Consider the following 16,724-nt stretch of genomic DNA (forward strand, 5'->3'; position numbering starts at 1 on the left):
GTCGAATCCGACTCGGGGCCTTCGTTTTTCAGCGGCGTCGAGCCGCTTCGATCGCCTCGAACTTCGCAAGGTTGTGTCGAGCGTCGGCCAGGGCGTCATGTGCGTCCGGCGGGATAGGGGGCAGTTCGGGCCGACCCTGTGCTTCCCAATGCTGGCGCAACTCATTGGTGTAGCGGGGGAGGGTGTTGGGCAGGTCAACCATTGATCCCCACAGTTGGCACAGGGCCACATGGTCGTATGCCGCGACCCAGGCCCATAATTCAGGCTGCACTGTGGGGCGAGGGACCAAGAATTTGTAGAGGTCGTCGCGGATCTGCTGGCGGCTTCGCCATAACGGCGAGCTTGGTGGGGGCAACTGGGGTAGCACGTTCTTGCGGACCCATGGACCTGCTCGTTCGGGAACGAATTCAGTGGAGACCGCGTAATATTCGCGGCCGTCCTCGCAAACTACGCCGATGGATATCAGATCTATGGTAATTCCGTCTTCAATGAATTCCGAGTCATAAAAATACCTCAATCACTTATGCCTTTCTGTTAGAATTTGCTAACGCATTGTTCGATATGGGGGTGTCATGGATGAATCTTCTGTTTGTAGCATTTCCGGTTGTTCTAGACATGTGCGCTATCGTGGGCTGTGCAATAAACACTACTGCGCCGAACTCGATCGTGAATATCCACGGTGTTCTGTTGAAAACTGCTTGAGGCCAGCCATTCTCAATCATGGGATCTGTCGAGCGCATATGCACAAAATGCGACGATGGGGTTCGATCGAGAATGCACCTGGGCGCGGTGCGCCGGGGCGGCGGCGTAAGAGTTCGCACGACGGTAGACGTATTTCCTCTTGTGGATACTGGATGATCCGACTCGAGGAAGGTGGCTGGGAGCTGGAGCATCGACTGGTAATGGAAGCGCAGCTCGGTCGACGGCTGCAACCGGGGGAAAATGTCCATCACATCAACGGCGAGAAGCTCGATAATCGACCGGAGAATTTGGAGCTCTGGCTTACCAGGCAGCCGACCGGGCAGCGTGTACAGGATCTGGTCGCGTGGGCCCGGGAGATAATCGAAAGATATGGCGATGTCAGTTGACCTCCCCATGACATGAAATGGAGGCCGCGACGGCGATGCGATCGTCTGGTCGCCGTCGTAGTTCCTCACGGCGCACAACCTTATGTGGCCCACCCGGTGGTTCGGCGCAAGGGGCTCCTGGGGTGAGAATTCTCGACACCTTCGGGTGTGACAGGCTCACCCCACCTCCGGGTATCTGCGCAACAAGATGGTCCGTATTCTGAACGCGTGAACTGGACCGTCGACGTACCCATCGATCGCCTGCCGGAACTGCCGCCGCTGCCCGCGGAATTGCGGAGACGGCTCGATGCCGCGCTCGCCCGGCCTGCGTTGCAGCAGCCGTCCTGGGATCCGGAGCAGGCCGCCACCATGCGGACGGTGCTGGAGAGCGTGCCGCCGATCTGTGTGCCCGCCGAGGTCGAGGAGCTACGTGTGCAGCTCGCCGAGGTCGCGCGCGGCGAGGCGTTCCTGATGCAGGGCGGTGATTGCGCGGAGACCTTCGCCGACAACACCGAGCCGCACATTCGCGGCAATATCCGCACTCTGCTACAGATGGCGGTGGTGCTCACCTACGGCGCGAGTCTGCCGGTGGTCAAGGTCGCGCGTATCGCGGGTCAGTACGCGAAACCGCGCTCCTCCGATACCGACGCGCTCGGCCTCAGGTCCTACCGCGGCGACATGGTGAACTCGATCGCCGCCGACGCGTCGGTGCGCGAACACGACCCGTCGCGGCTGGTCCGGGCCTACGCCAACGCCAGCGCGGCGATGAACCTGGTGCGCGCGCTGACCGGCGCTGGCATGGCAGACCTGCACAAGGTGCACGATTGGAACCGCGACTTCGTCGCCCAGTCGCCAGCGGGCGCGCGCTATGAGGCGCTGGCCGAGGAGATCGATCGCGGTCTCGCGTTCATGACCGCCTGCCGGGTGAAGGATCCCAGCCTCCAGTCGGCCAGGATCTACGCCAGCCACGAGGCCCTTGTCCTCGACTACGAGCGCGCGATGCTGCGCCTCGGCCAGAACCCGGCGGGCGAGCCGGTGCTCTACGACTTGTCCGCGCACTTCCTGTGGATCGGCGAACGCACTCGCCAACTCGACGGCGCGCACATCGCGCTGGCGGAACTGATCGCCAACCCGATCGGCCTGAAGATCGGCCCGACAACCACTCCGGACCAGGCCGTGGAGTACGTCGAGCGGCTCGATCCGAACAACGAGCCCGGCAGGCTCACCATCGTCTCGCGCATGGGCAACGGCAAGGTGCGCGATGTGCTGCCGCCGATCATCGAGAAGGTGCAGGCGACCGGTCATCAGGTCATCTGGCAGTGCGACCCCATGCACGGCAACACCCATGAGGCGTCCACCGGCTACAAGACTCGCCACTTCGACCGGATCATCGACGAGGTGCAGGGCTTCTTCGAGGTGCATCACGCGCTCGGCTCTCATCCCGGTGGCCTGCACATCGAACTCACCGGCGAAGACGTCACCGAATGCCTCGGCGGCGCGCAGGACATCTCCGATCTGGATCTGTCCGGCCGTTACGAAACCGCATGCGATCCGCGCCTCAACACCCAGCAATCGCTGGAATTGGCGTTCCTTGTCGCGGAAATGCTGCGCTGAGATCCGCGGCGGTACCGAACGTCATCTCGCGAAGAGTGTGACGTTCGGTGCCGTTCAGGGGAGCGCGACCAGCGTGACGGTCGTGCCCGGCTCGACCTTCGACAGCCCACCCGGGGTCTGTGAGATCACCAACGACGTGTCCGACGGAGTCAGCTGACGGACCTGTACCTGTAGGCCCAAGGCCTCGAGTTTGGCGCGCGCGTCGCCGACTTTCTGCCCGACCACCATCGGCATCTTCACGGCGTTGGACACGATCAGCGTGACCGCGTCACCGGACTGAACCGTGGTGCCCGCGGCGGGGTCGGTGCCGATCACCTTGTCGCCCTCGACCCCCTTGTCGTATTGCAGGCGGGTATCACGCACGGTGATCCCGGCAGCGGTGAGCATTCTGGTGGCGTCCTCGGTGGCGCGTCCGCGCACGTCGGGCATTTTCACCGGCTGAGATCCGTTGCTGCGGTACACCTTTACCTGTGCGTTCATCGGAAGCACGGTGCCTGGAGCCGGATCGATCTTCGCGAGCGAGCCCTTCGGCGCCGAGCTGCCGGTTTCGCCGGAGTCCACCGGTTGCAGGCCCGCGTCGCGGATGAGCTGATTGACCTTCGAGACCGTGTCGCCGGGCTTCGCATCCGGCACTCTGGGTTTGCCGCTGGACACGAGCACCGACACCGTCGTGTTCTTGGTGACCTTGGATCCGGCGGGCGGGTCGCTGCCGACCACGCTGCCGACCGGGATGGTGTCGGAGGCTTTCTGCCTTATCTCGGTCGGGAAGCCCGCATTCTGCAGCGTGCTGACGGCGCGTTCCTGGTCGAGCCCGGCGATCGGCGGGATCGCGGAAAAGCGGCCGACACCGAGCCACCAGCCGCCGACGCCGACGACCAGCGTGAGGATCGCCACCGCGGCCACCCACAACAGCACCGTGCGGCGCGACCTGGTGCGGTCGGAGTCGAAATCCTGATATGGCGAGGACTGCGGTAGGTACGCGGACTGCGGCTCATAGCCACCGTGCGGGTCGTAGTCGTCCGGTGGGCCGTAGTCGGCGTATCTGGGCCGTGACGCGGTGACGACCTTGGTGTGCTGCACCGACTGCGGTGCATACGATTCCTGGCGCGCACCGGGCTGCTGGGCCGCCGCATGGTCCGGCGTGTCCATGCGGTAGGTGGCGCTGAGGTGCTCGGCCGATTCCTGCGGAGCGGGCACCCGATACGGCGGCAGGTTCAGCGCGACCGCGATCTGATGCAGTGCGGCGACCATCTCGTTCGCGTCGGCGAACCGGTGTGCGGGCTCACGGGCGGTGGCTCGCGCGATCAGATCGTCGAACTCCGGGGGCACTCCGGCGATCAACTGGCTCGGGCTCGGAACATCGTTCTCGATCCGCTGATACGCCACCGACAGCGAGGTGTCACCGGTGAAGGGGACCTGGCCGGTCAGCAATTCGAAGATCAGCACGCCGAAGGAGTAGACGTCGCTGCGAGCGTCGGCGGTACCGCTGGTGACCTGTTCGGGCGACAGATAGGCCGCAGTACCGAGGATCACGCTCGCCGAGGTGGTGTTGGCCGCCGCGACCGCGCGGACCAGGCCGAAATCGGCGATCTTCACCTCGCCCGCATCCGAGATCAGCACGTTCTCCGGCTTGATATCGCGATGGACGAGACCCGCCGAATGCGCGACGCCGATCGCGGCGAGCACCGGCTCGGCGACCGCACGCGCCGCATGCGGTGGCATCGGGCCGCGTTCGCGCAACAGCTCGCGCAGCGTGCCGCCCTCGACCAATTCCATGATCAGGAACGGGTATTCGCCGTCGACGCCCTGGTCGTACACCGCGACAAGCGACGGATGCTTGAGCTTGGCGACCGCGCGCGCCTCGAATTCGAACCGCGAAAGGAATTGGGGATCGGCGGCGAATTTCGGGTCCATCACCTTGATGGCGACGGGTCGGTCCAGGCGAGTGTCCACACCCCGGAAGACCATCGACATCCCGCCGCGAGCAATCGGCGAGTCGATCCGGTAGCGCCCTTCCAGAACTTGCCCGATCAAGTGATGTCCTCCGGCTTTCACAAAGTTCTCACCCCTCGCTGTTAGTGCGACAAGCGACCAGCCGCCACGTGCGGCCCCCACGATGGTATCGGCGAACGTGCACCGGGTGTCTCGCGACGTGCGGCAGCCGACCGTCTACCGTTATCCGGGTGAGCGCATTTCCCTGCAGCGATGATGTCCTTCCCGAGTCCGTGGCAGTGCTGCCACTGCCTGAGGTGGCCGACAAGCTCGGGCTCGTGGTGACCCGGGTGCATCAGATGCTGCGCGACCATCAAATTCTCGCCGTGCGCCGCGACGGCGTGGCAGGCGTCCCCGAACGGTTCTTCGACGATACGGGAGCGGTGATCAAATGGCTGCCCGGCCTGATCACCGTGATGAAGGACGCCAAGTACACCGACGAGGAGATCCTGCAATGGGTCTTCACCGAGGACGACACCTTGCCTGGCAGACCGGTCGACGCCCTGCACGGTCACTTGGCTCGTGAGGTCATCCGCCGCGCCTCTGCCGATCCCTTCTGACCCGAACCGCGGTCAGCGTGGGCCGCGTAGCGCGGCGGCACCGAACTCCACGGCGGCAACGCACAGGCGTCGCCGCCGTGGCACTACCGCGCGCCTGCGGAAGATGGCGTAGTCGCCGTGTTCGATCTCATCCAAAATGCCCGCGTAGAGCGTGCTGGCGGTGCGGATGGCCGGGCGGACGCGCGGTGCGAGCAGGTCGATGCCCGGGTCGGCGGCACGATAGATATCGCGGTTGATCGCGATCAGGTGGGCCAACGCCCTGCGCACCCGCTGATCGGTGTGCCCGGTGCGGCGGCAGTGGACAAGCAGGTCGTGGTCGACCCCGAACGCGGCGAGCTCGTCGGCGGGTAGATACACGCGTCCGCGATCGAGATCCTCGGCGACATCGCGCAGGAAATTGGTGAGCTGGAACGCCTCGCCGAGTGCCGCGGCCGCTGGCTGCGCCTCGGCCACCGGCACGACGGTGCCGAGTATCGGCAGCAGTTGTAGTCCGATCGCCGCCGCCGAGCCGCGCATATATCGGCGCAGTTCGTCCATGGTCGCGTAGCGGTCGCGATAATGCGCAGTGCCTGCGATGTCCATCCGCATCGCATCCATGAACGTCCAGAAGTGCTGGTAGGCAATGTCGTAGCGTTCGATGGTGTCGGCAACGGCGAGCAGTACACGGTGCCGTCGCTCGCCGATCCGCTCCGGCAGCGGATTACCCTCCAAGCGACTGCGCAGCTGTTTTTCGATCCGATCGAGCAGCTCGGCGCAGTCTCGGACACGGTAGGCGAGCGTCACTGGGTCGAGGGTGTCGTCGAGATCGATGACGTCGGCGTGATCGACAATGTCGTCGACCGTCCGCGCGAACGCGTAGAGCGCGTGCACCGCTGGTCGTCGCTCGGCCGTCAGCAGGCGGGTCGCGAGGAAATAGGTGCGCCCGTGCGCCGCGGCGATCTGCCTGCATTCGCGATAGGCGACGGCGAGTTCGGCGCTGGTGCGGGCAGCGCCCGTACCGGTCACGGCCGCAACAGTGCCGACGAATCCGTCGACGCGGTAGCCCGCAAACGCAGCGGGTCCACCTTCCGCAGCGACAGCGCCGCCACCACGGCGACGAAGGTCGCGGCGGCCACATGCCAGAAGTTGTAGAGCCCGATCGAGCCGTCCGGCTGGAACACCAGCATCAGCCAGGTGCACAGGCCGACCAGCACCATCAACGTGGTGGTCGACAGTGCGAAACCGGCGGCCAGGGCCAGCGGCCAGGAGTAGTACCAGGGCAGCGCGGCGGGGGAGAGGACGCAGATCGCGACGAACGCGATGACGATGCCGAGCACCGCCTCGCGCTCGCTGTGCCGGAACTTCCACCACGTCCACACCAAGAGAGCGACCAAGGCAACGGCGCACAGCATCCTGGTCACCGGTAGCACGGAATCCCGTGACAACGGGGTTACCCACGTGATTGCGTGCGCCATGATCGTCGGCAGCGAAAGCCAGTTGACGATCTTCTTCGAGCCCGAAAGCGCGGTCAGCCAGCCGATGCCGACACCGGCGGCCACCGAGGCCGCCACGAAGACCACGGCGAACACACTCAGCCCGAGGCCGGCGATCTTCGCGAACATCAGTGCTGGGTGCGGCATTTCCTCGCTCGGCTTGGCGGCGTCCTGCTCACCTTCGAGTGGTTGCGTCGCGCCGGGGGAGCTCGCGGCTCGCTCGAGGGCTCTGCGTTCCTTCTCGTGCAGCATCCAGATCCACACCAGGAACGGCAGTGCGATCCCCGCCGTCGCCTTGATGGCGACACCGATCGCGACGACCACGATGCCCGCCACATGATGGCGTTCCAGTACCAACGCGATGCCCGCGCACATCAGCCCGACCATCAGCACCTCGTTGTGCACACCGCCGATCAGGTGGATCAGCACCAGTGGATTGAGCACGGCCAGCCACAGCGCGACCGTCGGCTTGCCGCCGAGGTGCTTGGTCAGATAGGGCACCGCCCACATCATCAACGCGAGGCCGGGCAGCATGACCAGTCGCAGCGCGATCGTCCCCGCCACCACGTTCTCGCCGGTGATGGCTGTGATCGCGCGCCCGAGTAGCAGGAAGACCGGACCATAGGGCGCGGTCGTCGTTGTCCACACCGGGCTCACGTTGTCCAGCAGCACACCAGGATTGGCGACCGGGCCGACCTGGTAGGGGTCGAACCCGTCACGCAGCAGCGCGCCCTGCGCCAGATATGAGTAGGCGTCACGGCTGAACATCGGAGCGGCGAAGAGCAGCGGGAAGATCCAGATGCCGACGATCGCGCGCAGCTCGTTCAGCGTCACCCCGGCATCGGGACGTTCCCCGAGGCCGATGGTGGTGCGGCCGAGCCGGACCCATGCGGTGATCATCAGCAGCACGCCGACCCAGATGACCATGGTGGAGAGCGCGTAGCCGTGGCCGAACCGTAGCCAGGACAGGTGCATTGCCTCGAGTAGCGGGTCGCGCTTGCGAACGCTGCCCGCGCCGAACCCGCCGACGGTGATCATCAGCGCTCCGAAGAAACCGAGCAGCGCCGAATGGCCTTCGGGACTGCGCAGGAAATCAGCCGAGGTTCGCATCAGTCCACGCATGGATGTCGCGGTAGCCGCATCTGCCCCGGACGCTTCGCGTCGGCTGGGCCGCTGATCCGGCGTGCTGGACGTGCGGTCCGCGAGGCTCGTGTTGGTCTTGATGATCTGGTCCTCGGTGGGGGCTGTGGCGCTGGCTTCGGGGGGCGGCATGTGGTGTCGGTCCCCCGGAGTGGTCGGCGGTCGCAACCGCGAGCGAACAGGTCGGCGTTGAGTTTAATGGTTCGCCGGGAACACTATCCCGGTGGTGCGTGGGGTTTCATCCCGAGCCGGGCTCGGAGCACCGGTAATACGGGTTGCCGCCAGTTTTCCCGACAGCAATGTGGTTGGCACCCCGACGCCGGGAGTGGTGCCGCAACCCGCGATAACCACATTGTCGCTGGAGCGCGGAAAATTGCGTGGACGAAATGGTCCGGTCTGCCGGAACAGGTGCGCCGCGGAGAACGGCGTACCGGCCAACATGCCTTGCTCGCGCCAGGTATTCGGAGTGTCGAGATGGTCGACGGTGAAGTGTTCGGCGATGCCGGTATACCCGCGTGACTCCAGGACCTCCAGCAGTTCGCGCAGGTAGCACGGGCCGAGCCGGTCCCAGTCCAGTGGCGCGGAATCCAGGTTCGGGCACGGCGCGAGCAGCGAGAACGGCTCGTGGCGGCCGTCGGGTCTATCGATGTAGAGCGTCGAGTCGGTGAGAGCGGGCCGGGTCAGCAGCAGCGAGGGATCGCCCATCAGTGCGCCCCTTCCGCGTCGCGCCGCGATCTCGACGAAGGTCTGATCCCACGCCGCACCGAAGTCGATGGTGTGATGCGCCTGCACCGGCCACGCTGCGGCGACCTCGGCGGGCACGGTGCCGTGCGCGACCACGGCGGACGGTGCCGCCCGCAGCCTGCGGCGGCGTACACCGAATCGTTCGATCGAGCCGAGATCGGCGGTGAGCACGAGGGCGTCGCAGTCGAAGACCCTGCCGTCCGCGGTCCGAACTCGCCGGGCGCGCTTTCTCGCGTAGTCGATCGCGGTGACCTCGGTGTTCAGCGCCAGGGTGCCGCCTGCCCCAGTGAAGGCGCCGGCCATGGCCGCGGCGATGGCGCGCATGCCGCCCTCGGGGAAGTAGACGCCGAGGGAGGTGTCCATGTGGGGGATCGCGCCGTACACTGCCAGCGCTTCGGTGGGTGGCATGCCCGCGTAGAGCGCCTGGAAGGTGAACAGCCGGGCCAGCCGCTCATCGCGCAGGAACCGGTTGACGCGCGGCCCGAGCCTGCCGAACCCGCCGAGCCGCACCAGCGCGGCGAGTGCGCGCCGTTTCTCGGGCTTGCGCACCATGTCCAATGGCGAATCGAAGTTCGTGTCCATGAACTCGCCGAACTCGGCCTCATAGATCTGTGCCAGCCACGCACGCAGTCGCCGATAGCCCCGCGCCTGCTGCGGCCCGCAGACCCGCGTCACCTCCTCGGCCATGGTCTCCGGATCGGCGAACACTCGAATCGTCGCGCCATCGGCGAATCGGGCGTGGTAGCTGGGTGCGAGTTGGTGGATGCGCAGCGGCGGTGTGCACGATTGCGGTGTCTGTCCGACCGCGGCCAAGGCATCGGTGATCAGCTCCGGCAGCGTGAGCACGGTCGCGCCGGAGTCGATCTCGTAGTCCGGCCCGCGATGTAAGCCGACGCGACCTCCCGGGTGGTCGGCGCGTTCCAAAAGAGTCACCTTCCGACCCGCACCGGTCAGATACAGTGCCGCCGCGAGCCCCGACAGGCCCGCGCCCACCACGACGACCCGATCGGTCTGTCCTGCTACGGCTTTCACGCGGCGCGCCGCGTCGCCGACAGCGCCATCGCGCGCAGTTGCTCTTTCATCGCGGCGGTGGCGGAGCTGGATTCGATCGCGGCAAGGCCCTGTTCGGTGAGGTCGCTGATGCGGCGCTCCACCTCGTCGACGGCACCGAGGTCGGTGAGTACGGCGCGTAGGTGTGCCACCTGGTCGGCGGAGAGATCGGTGCCGAGGCTGGTGCGCAGCAGGGTGGCGGCCGCGGGGTCGATGCTGTCGGCGCGCTGGAGTGCTTCGGCGATGAGCACCGTCCGTTTGCCCTCGCGTAGGTCGTCGCCGGAGGGTTTGCCGGTGACCTCGGGGTCGCCGAAGACGCCGAGCAGGTCGTCGCGCAGCTGGAAGGCGATGCCGATATCGGTACCGAAGGTGCGGTAGTCCTCGACGAGCTTCGGTTCGGCGTCGGCGATGGCCGCGCCGAGGTGCAGCGGGCGCTCGACGGTGTAGGCGGCCGTCTTGTATCGGTTGATCCGCAGCGCGGCGGCAACAGATTCGTCGCCCCCGGCCTCACCGTTGATATCGAGCAGCTGGCCGCCGAGCACCTCGGTGCGCATCTGCGCCCAGACCGGCGCGAATCTGGCGATGGCGGCGGGGTCCAGCCCGGAGGCGTGCACCATGTCGTCTGCCCATGCCAGCGCGAGGTCACCGACCAGAATGGCGACGCTGGCCCCGAAGTGTGCGGAGTCACCCGCCCAGTCGCGTTCGCGGTGACGCTGCTCGAAGTCGACGTGCACGGTGGGAAAGCGGCGTCGAGTCCGTGAGGAATCGATGATGTCATCGTGAATCAGCGCACACGCCTGCACCAATTCCAGTGCGGCACAAGCCTTCAACACCGCTGCCGCATCGGGACCGGCAGCGTCGCCGCCCGCCCCGAGCCACCCGGTCCACGCGAATGCGGGCCTGGTCCGCTTGCCGCCGCGCAGTACGAACAGCTCGAGAGCCTCGGCAGCCTGGACGAATATCTCGCCGAGCGGCTCGACCGTTGGCCGCTGAGCGTGGAAGAAATCGGTGAGTGCCGCTTCGACCGCGTGGACGAAAGCGGGCGTCCCGGCCTTCAACGTCGTGTAGTCGTCGGTCGGAGCATCGGCAATTGGTGCGTCGCCGTTCGCGGCTGTACTCGATCCTGCCGAGGCGGCTGCCTCGGTCGACGGCGTGTTTCGAGGCGTCTGGATACCGGTTCCGGCGGACAGGGGAGCCTCCAAGGTCGTGCTGGTCGTGGACTGCGCCGGGGCGCGGGCACGAGGTGGTAGTGATGTCTCGGGTGCCTGGCAGCGCCGGTCGTGCGGGTTGCTCGGCGTGGCGGACATGCCGCCTGGTCGCAGAATACGCGGCCGTTGGAAACCACACTCCTGGCGACCCGGCGGGACAGCGACCTGCCACCACTACACTGGACCGGTGACTTTCGACAACGTACGGGGACGTTCGACCCCTGGCCGACCGTCCCCGACGCCACCGAACGTCTCTGGCACACCCTCGGTTGTCCAGAGCCTGCGGACCCACTCGAACGGCGCGGTGCCCTTCTCGGTCGAGTTCAACCCGCCGCGCGACGCCGCGGGTGAGGCTCGGCTGTGGCGCGCGGCGCGCACCTTCGAGCGGATGCATCCGGCCTTCGTTTCGATGACCTACGGTGCGGGCGGCACCACCCGCGATCGCACTGTCCGGATCACCGGCGCACTGGCCCAGGAGACCACTCTGCTGCCGGTGGCGCATTTGACCGCCGTCGACCACAGCGTCGCCGAACTGCGCTCACTGGTCGGCGCGTACGCCGATTCGGGCATCCGCAATATCCTGGTGCTGCGTGGTGATCCGCCCGGTGATCCGCTCGGTGAGTGGCACAAGCATCCCGACGGCGTCTCCTATGCCGACGAGCTGGTCCGCATTGTTCGCGACCTCGGCGACTTCCACGTCGGTGTCGCCTCGTTCCCCGAGGGCCATCACCGCTCACCGGACTTGGACGCCGACACCGCCTACCTGGCCGCGAAATTGCGTGCGGGCGCGGAGTATTCGATCACCCAGATGTTCTTCGATGTCGAGCACTACCTGCGCCTGCGCGACCGCATCGCCGCCTTCGACCCCATCGAGGGCGCGAAGCCGATCATCCCCGAACTGATGCCGATCACCTCGCTGCGCACGGTCGCCCGCGCCGAGGAACTCTGCGGGCGACAGCTACCGGCCGCGGTGCTGGACCGGCTGAACAAGGCCGCGGGCGATGATCCTGACGGAAATTCCGCCGCCGTGCGCGAGGTCGGCATCGAGATCGCGACCGAGATGAGCCAACGCCTGATCGATGAGGGCGCTCCCTGCTTGCACTTCATCACGTTGAACTTCGCCAAGGCGACCGGTGAGGTCCTGACCAACCTCGGCTACGGCGTCAAAGCAGCCCCGATCAACGTCTGAGCCCGTAGCCGGTCCGACCGCCACCCCGGCAGCGGACACCGGGGCGGCGGCGGGGGTTCAGGCGGCGCGCGCCGCGCGAAGTCCCCATGCCTCGGCGAGCAGGCGATGGGATTCGAGGCGGTCCTCGTGGTCGTGCACGATGCTGGTGATCAGGAGTTCGTCAGCGCCGGTGACGCGTTGCAGGGCGGCGAGGCGTTCGACGACTGTTGTGGGGGCACCGACGAATTGGGTGGCCAAGCGGTCCTCGACGAGGCGTTGCTGCTCAGGTGTCAGCGGGGTGGCATCGGCTGGGTCGAGATAGTCGGCGGCACCCGCGCCGCTGCGAATGCTGTGCACCCAGTGTCCGTAGGTGCAGGCCCGTCGCCGCGCGGTCGCGTCATCTTTGGCGACAACCACATCCGCCGAGATCACCACGTATGGTTCGGCGAGCTCGGCCGACGGCCGGAAGGCCGCCCGATACGCGTCGACCGCATCAAGGGCCGTACCCGGCGCGACGTGGTAAGCCGCCGCGAACGGCAGGCCGAGTTGTCCGGCGAGTTCGGCGCTTTCGCTGGCGGAGCTGCCGAACAACCACAGCTCGATCTGTGCACCCTCGCCAGGAACCGCGTGCAGCGCGACACCATCTGCGCTCCTGTAGGTGCCGTCGAGCAGCGCGCGGACCTCGCCGACCTGATCGGCGAACTCCAGCGGCTGCGCGCCCTCCTGTTGCAGCGCGGAGATCGAGGCGATGAACTTCGACCGATCGGTGATCCGGCCGGGATCGAATGGCGGCGGAACCACCACACCGTCTCGGATCTCGGTGCGCCCGGTTACCGTATCGACCACCGGATGGCTCTTTTTCGGATACTCCGGCCGCGTACCGAATTGGGCACGGCGGTGGCCGGAGCGGCCGAGCCCGATATCGAGACGCCCCGGGTACAGGGCATCGATGGTGCCGAACGCCTCCACGATCGACGCGGACGTATGGTGACCGACCTGCACCGCGCCGGAGCCGACCCGAATGCGTGAGGTAGCCGCCGCGACCAGACCGATCAGGGTGATCGATGAGGAGCTGGCGACCGAGACGAAATGGTGCTCGGCGAGCCAATAGCGGTGATAGCCCCAGTCTTCGGCGTGCTGCGCGAGGTCGATCGTATTGCGGATCGCCTGCTGTGCGGTCGACCCGGCGCTGATCGGTGCGAGGTCGAGGATAGACAGTGGAACGCTCATGATTGCGCCTCACCGCTGCCTGGCGCCGACAGTCCCAATCGCGGATCCTGCTCTCCCGCTTCGATAGCCACACGCAACCGGTTCTGCGCGGGCGCGATCGGGCAGGTTGCGTACTCGGTGAAGGCGCATGGCAGATTGGTGGCCCGATTGAAATCGAGCCGGACGATGCCGTCGGATTCGGGTGTGCTCACCGCGAGTGATCGGGCCGCGGGGTAGGTGGTGACGCCGCTGGTGGCATCGGTGAACAGCACCCGCAGATTCGCGGGCTCGCCGAACGCGACGACCTGTTCGGTCACCTGGCCGATACTGAATTCGATAGTTCCCGCCGCGGTGTGGTGATGCTCCAGACCGTCGATGACGGCGCCGGTGGTCAGCGTCCGCGGTGCGTCGAACGGTACGAATCGGCCCTCGACCACCCAGCGCGGATCCGGTGCGTAGGCCGGAATGCCGTCGAAGCTCAGCAGCGTCGGCGCGGCCGGATCGTGCACCCGCACCGCGTACTGTCCGGTTCGAAGGATCACCTCGAGCACCCGATCTTCTTGCAGCACATCGAGTCCCGGCGCACCCTCGGCCGGGGACAGAATCCGCACGCCCGCGATTCCGGTGCCATCGAACTCGAGCCGGTCGGCGGGCTGCGCGGTGATGAACACCTTGCCGTCGGTGACCCACCAGGTGCCGGGCACGCCCGGCAGCCGCTCGGGGCGGTCGGTGAGCCAATGCAATCCGGTCAGGCTCAGGAACCCGAGTGGGTCGCGCAGCTGATCCTGCCTGGCGTGCTGCCAGGAAGCCCACTCGGTCTCGAAAAGTGTTGTGGTGCTTGTGGTCATGACGCTCGGGCTCCTTCTTGTGCGGACGTGCGGTTGTGCTGGTGTGGATGGGGCAGGCCGAGGTGTTCGCGCAGCGTGGATCCGGTGTACTCGGTGCGGAAGCTGCCGCGTTCCTGGAGTTCCGGTACGACCCGGTCGACGAATTCGTCGAGCCCGGCGGGGGTGAGATGCGGAACGAGGATGAAGCCGTCGGCGGCATCGGCCTGGACGTAGGTGTCGATCTGTTCGGCGACCGCGGCGGGCGTGCCGACGAACTGCTGGCGGGCGGTGACCTCGATGATCAGCTCACGGATACTGAGCTTCTCGGCCTCGGCCTTCTCCCGCCAGCCATCGGCGATGGCGCGCGGGTCCTTCGCGTGGCGCACGCGGCCGCGAGTGATGTTGGCGTCGCCGGATGGTTCGACATCCGGCAGCGGACCATCCGGGTCATAGCCGGACAGGTCACGGCCCCAGACCTGTTCGAGGAAGGCGATCGCGGTCTGCGGTCCGACCTGCTGGAGCCGGATTTGCCTCGCGCGTTCCTGTGCGTCCTCGGCGGTGTCGCCGAGCACGAACGTCGCGGCGGGCAGGATCCTCAGCTCGTCCGGCGTGCGACCGTACTTCGCCAGGCGGCCCTTCATGTCCGCGTAGAACTTCTGCCCCGCCTCGAGCGAGCCGTGACCTGTGAAAATCGCGTCGGCGGAGGCAGCGCCGAACTCGCGTCCGTCATCGGAATCGCCCGCCTGCAACAACACCGGGTGTCCCTGGGGGCTCGATGGCAGCACGAATCGACCCGAGATATCGAATTGTGTGTTGCGGTAGCTGATTTCATGTCCATCATGAGCGAACACCCCGGCCTCACGATCCACCACCAGCGAATCGGCGGGCCAACTGTCCCACAGCGCGCGCGTGACCTCGACGACCTCGGCCGCCCGCCGATAGCGCTGACTGTGCTCGAGATAGCCACCGCGCCGGAAGTTCTCGCCGGTGAACGCGTCGGAGGAGGTGACGACGTTCCAGGCCGCCCGCCCACCGGAGAGGTGATCCAGCGAGGCGAACTGCTTGGCCACCTCGAACGGCTCGTTATAGGTGCTGTTGATGGTCCCCGCCAGCCCGAGCCGCTCGGTAACCGCGGCAAGCGCATTCAGAACAGTGAACGTATCCGGCCTGCCCACCACGTCGAGATCGTGGATGCGCCCGAGATGTTCGCGCAGCCGCAGCCCCTCTGCCAGAAAGAAGAAGTCGAACAGCCCGCGCTCGGCCGTCTCGGCCAGATGCACGAACGACTCGAAGTCGATCTGACTCTCGGATTCCGGATCACTCCAGACCGTGGTGTTGTTCACCCCGGGAAAGTGCGCGGCAAGGTGCACCGCCTTACGAGGTTTGTCGCTCATCACAGCGTCCTTTCCGAAGCAGACGGGGAGACTTCCGCAGTTGTCGCGATCACGACTCGGCCTCCTGGCGTGCGATTGCGTAGCGGCTTGCCGGTCGCGACAGTCCAAGCCGAGCGCGCAATGACCCTGCCGAGTTCTGCGTATCCGCTCCTGTTGCCGGGATCCGCACTCCTTCGGGATGTCCGGAACGGCCGCGGATGCCGAGTGCGGGTGCGGCGGTGAGGTGACGGAGGACGGCAGGGACAGCCAGTGGGCGCAGAACGACACCGTCGGCGGCGCCGGAGGCGCGGACGGCGGAGAGAAGTTCGCGCAGGGTGTCCGGTGCGCCGATGTGCCGCAGCGTGTTCGGCGCGCCAGGGGCGGAGGCGTCGATCGGCTCGGCCCAGCGATCCAACTGGGTCACCTCTTCGTGCGCTGCCGCCTCCGTCCCGGCCAGGTGGACGTCGATGTCCAGCAGCACACGCACCGTGTCCGGATCACGATCCGCGGCCACGAGCGCTGTGCGCAGCGCCGTGCGTCGAGCGGCCGCCTCGGCGAGATCGGCGGCACTGCTGCGGATCAGATCGGCGCGGCGAACCGCGACAGCGGTGCTGAAGGCGTCAGCGGCCCTGACCGCGATGATCGGCAGACCCTGCGGGGAACGTGGCGTGATCGAAGGGCCCTTCACCGAGAAGTTCTCCCCCACGAAGTCGATGTAATGCAGCTTGTCCCGGTCGATGAACCGGCCGGTCGACTCGTCGCGGATCTCCGCGTCGTCCTCCCAGCTGTCCCACAGCCGCGCGACCACCTCGACCGCCTCGTCCGCCTCATGCCACAGCGCCTCGGCATCCTGTGCGCTCTTGCGACCGAATACCCGTGCCTGCTGGGTCCCTTCGGAGACGGCCACCTCCCAGCCCGCGCGCCCGAGCGAGGCGAAATCGAGGCTCGCGATCGCCTTGGACAGATGAAACGGTTCGGTATGGGTCACCGCGGCCTGCGGAATCAGCCCAATGCTGTGGGTGCGCGCGGCAACCCTTGCCGCGATGGCCACCGCGTCGAGCACACCACGGGTGACTCCAGGACCACCCGACTGCACACCGAACGAGTCGGGCACGAAAACCGCATCGATACCCGCACTTTCGGCGGCGCCGATCGCATCCACCCAGTACCCGCTCGTGAACAGATCCTCGGCGCGCGAATCAGCGCGCCGCCACGACGCCGGATGCACGCCGGTACCGGCGAGCTCTACGGCGAGGAAGAAGTCTGAATCAAACATCCGCACGGCCCTTTCCAGTCGATT

At 66.6% G+C, this 16,724-nt stretch carries 14 protein-coding genes; 4 read left to right on the forward strand and 10 right to left on the reverse strand.

Annotation, left to right across the window (positions count from 1 at the left end; genetic code table 11):
• Positions 1 to 28: 28 nt before the first annotated feature.
• Positions 29 to 517, reverse strand: coding sequence for a polyadenylate-specific 3'-exoribonuclease AS (locus ACLMAJ_RS10285; RefSeq protein WP_412013349.1), 489 nt, complete (start codon positions 515 to 517; stop codon positions 29 to 31).
• 337 nt (positions 518 to 854) lie between these two features.
• Between ACLMAJ_RS10285 and ACLMAJ_RS10290 the strand changes: the two genes are divergently transcribed.
• Both ACLMAJ_RS10290 and ACLMAJ_RS10295 read left to right on the forward strand, forming a co-directional pair.
• A complete protein-coding gene (locus ACLMAJ_RS10290; RefSeq protein ID WP_412013350.1) occupies positions 855 to 1,088 on the forward strand; it encodes an HNH endonuclease in 234 nt (77 codons plus the stop codon).
• 207 nt (positions 1,089 to 1,295) lie between these two features.
• Positions 1,296 to 2,681 (forward strand): class II 3-deoxy-7-phosphoheptulonate synthase, encoded by a 1,386-nt coding sequence (locus ACLMAJ_RS10295; RefSeq protein WP_412013351.1) that lies wholly within the window; start codon positions 1,296 to 1,298, stop codon positions 2,679 to 2,681.
• A 54-nt stretch (positions 2,682 to 2,735) separates the two neighbouring features.
• Here ACLMAJ_RS10295 and pknB read toward each other — a convergent pair whose 3' ends face one another.
• On the reverse strand, positions 2,736 to 4,715 hold the full coding sequence (gene pknB, locus ACLMAJ_RS10300; protein WP_412013352.1) for a Stk1 family PASTA domain-containing Ser/Thr kinase: 1,980 nt from the start codon (positions 4,713 to 4,715) through the stop codon (positions 2,736 to 2,738).
• Positions 4,716 to 4,864: 149 nt separating this feature from the next.
• Between pknB and ACLMAJ_RS10305 the strand changes: the two genes are divergently transcribed.
• On the forward strand, positions 4,865 to 5,233 hold the full coding sequence (locus ACLMAJ_RS10305) for an Rv2175c family DNA-binding protein (protein ID WP_412013353.1): 369 nt from the start codon (positions 4,865 to 4,867) through the stop codon (positions 5,231 to 5,233).
• Positions 5,234 to 5,245: 12 nt separating this feature from the next.
• Here ACLMAJ_RS10305 and ACLMAJ_RS10310 read toward each other — a convergent pair whose 3' ends face one another.
• From ACLMAJ_RS10310 to ACLMAJ_RS10325, 4 genes are all read right to left on the reverse strand, one after another.
• On the reverse strand, positions 5,246 to 6,238 hold the full coding sequence (locus tag ACLMAJ_RS10310) for a phytoene/squalene synthase family protein (RefSeq protein WP_412013354.1): 993 nt from the start codon (positions 6,236 to 6,238) through the stop codon (positions 5,246 to 5,248).
• Positions 6,235 to 7,827, reverse strand: a complete 1,593-nt coding sequence (locus ACLMAJ_RS10315) for an alpha-(1->6)-mannopyranosyltransferase A (RefSeq protein WP_412013670.1) — start codon at positions 7,825 to 7,827, stop codon at positions 6,235 to 6,237. Before ACLMAJ_RS10315 ends, ACLMAJ_RS10310 begins: the two co-directional genes overlap by 4 nt.
• Before the next feature lie 213 nt (positions 7,828 to 8,040).
• Positions 8,041 to 9,621, reverse strand: a complete 1,581-nt coding sequence (crtI, locus tag ACLMAJ_RS10320) for a phytoene desaturase family protein (protein ID WP_412013355.1) — start codon at positions 9,619 to 9,621, stop codon at positions 8,041 to 8,043.
• Positions 9,618 to 10,946: a polyprenyl synthetase family protein gene (locus ACLMAJ_RS10325; RefSeq protein ID WP_412013356.1), complete on the reverse strand. Its 1,329-nt coding sequence runs from the start codon at positions 10,944 to 10,946 to the stop codon at positions 9,618 to 9,620. Before ACLMAJ_RS10325 ends, crtI begins: the two co-directional genes overlap by 4 nt.
• Positions 10,947 to 11,034: 88 nt before the next feature.
• On the opposite strand from ACLMAJ_RS10325, the gene ACLMAJ_RS10330 reads away from it, so the two are divergent.
• Positions 11,035 to 12,036: a methylenetetrahydrofolate reductase gene (locus tag ACLMAJ_RS10330; protein WP_412013357.1), complete on the forward strand. Its 1,002-nt coding sequence runs from the start codon at positions 11,035 to 11,037 to the stop codon at positions 12,034 to 12,036.
• 57 nt (positions 12,037 to 12,093) lie between these two features.
• On the opposite strand, the gene ACLMAJ_RS10335 is transcribed toward ACLMAJ_RS10330, so the two are convergent.
• The 4 genes from ACLMAJ_RS10335 to ACLMAJ_RS10350 are packed head-to-tail and all read right to left on the reverse strand — an operon-like array spanning position 12,094 to position 16,700.
• Complete coding sequence (locus ACLMAJ_RS10335) at positions 12,094 to 13,245, reverse strand: LLM class flavin-dependent oxidoreductase (RefSeq protein ID WP_412013358.1); 1,152 nt, start codon at positions 13,243 to 13,245, stop codon at positions 12,094 to 12,096.
• Positions 13,242 to 14,072, reverse strand: a complete 831-nt coding sequence (locus ACLMAJ_RS10340) for a DUF1684 domain-containing protein (RefSeq protein WP_412013359.1) — start codon at positions 14,070 to 14,072, stop codon at positions 13,242 to 13,244. The genes ACLMAJ_RS10335 and ACLMAJ_RS10340 overlap by 4 nt, the downstream gene beginning before the upstream one ends.
• A complete protein-coding gene (locus ACLMAJ_RS10345; RefSeq protein ID WP_412013360.1) occupies positions 14,069 to 15,445 on the reverse strand; it encodes an NtaA/DmoA family FMN-dependent monooxygenase in 1,377 nt (458 codons plus the stop codon). Before ACLMAJ_RS10345 ends, ACLMAJ_RS10340 begins: the two co-directional genes overlap by 4 nt.
• Positions 15,446 to 15,494: 49 nt before the next feature.
• On the reverse strand, positions 15,495 to 16,700 hold the full coding sequence (locus ACLMAJ_RS10350; RefSeq protein ID WP_412013361.1) for an LLM class flavin-dependent oxidoreductase: 1,206 nt from the start codon (positions 16,698 to 16,700) through the stop codon (positions 15,495 to 15,497).
• Positions 16,701 to 16,724 lie beyond the last annotated feature (24 nt).

The organism is Nocardia arseniciresistens, from assembly GCF_046764875.1.
In the GTDB taxonomy this organism is placed as follows: Bacteria; Actinomycetota; Actinomycetes; order Mycobacteriales; family Mycobacteriaceae; genus Nocardia; species Nocardia arseniciresistens.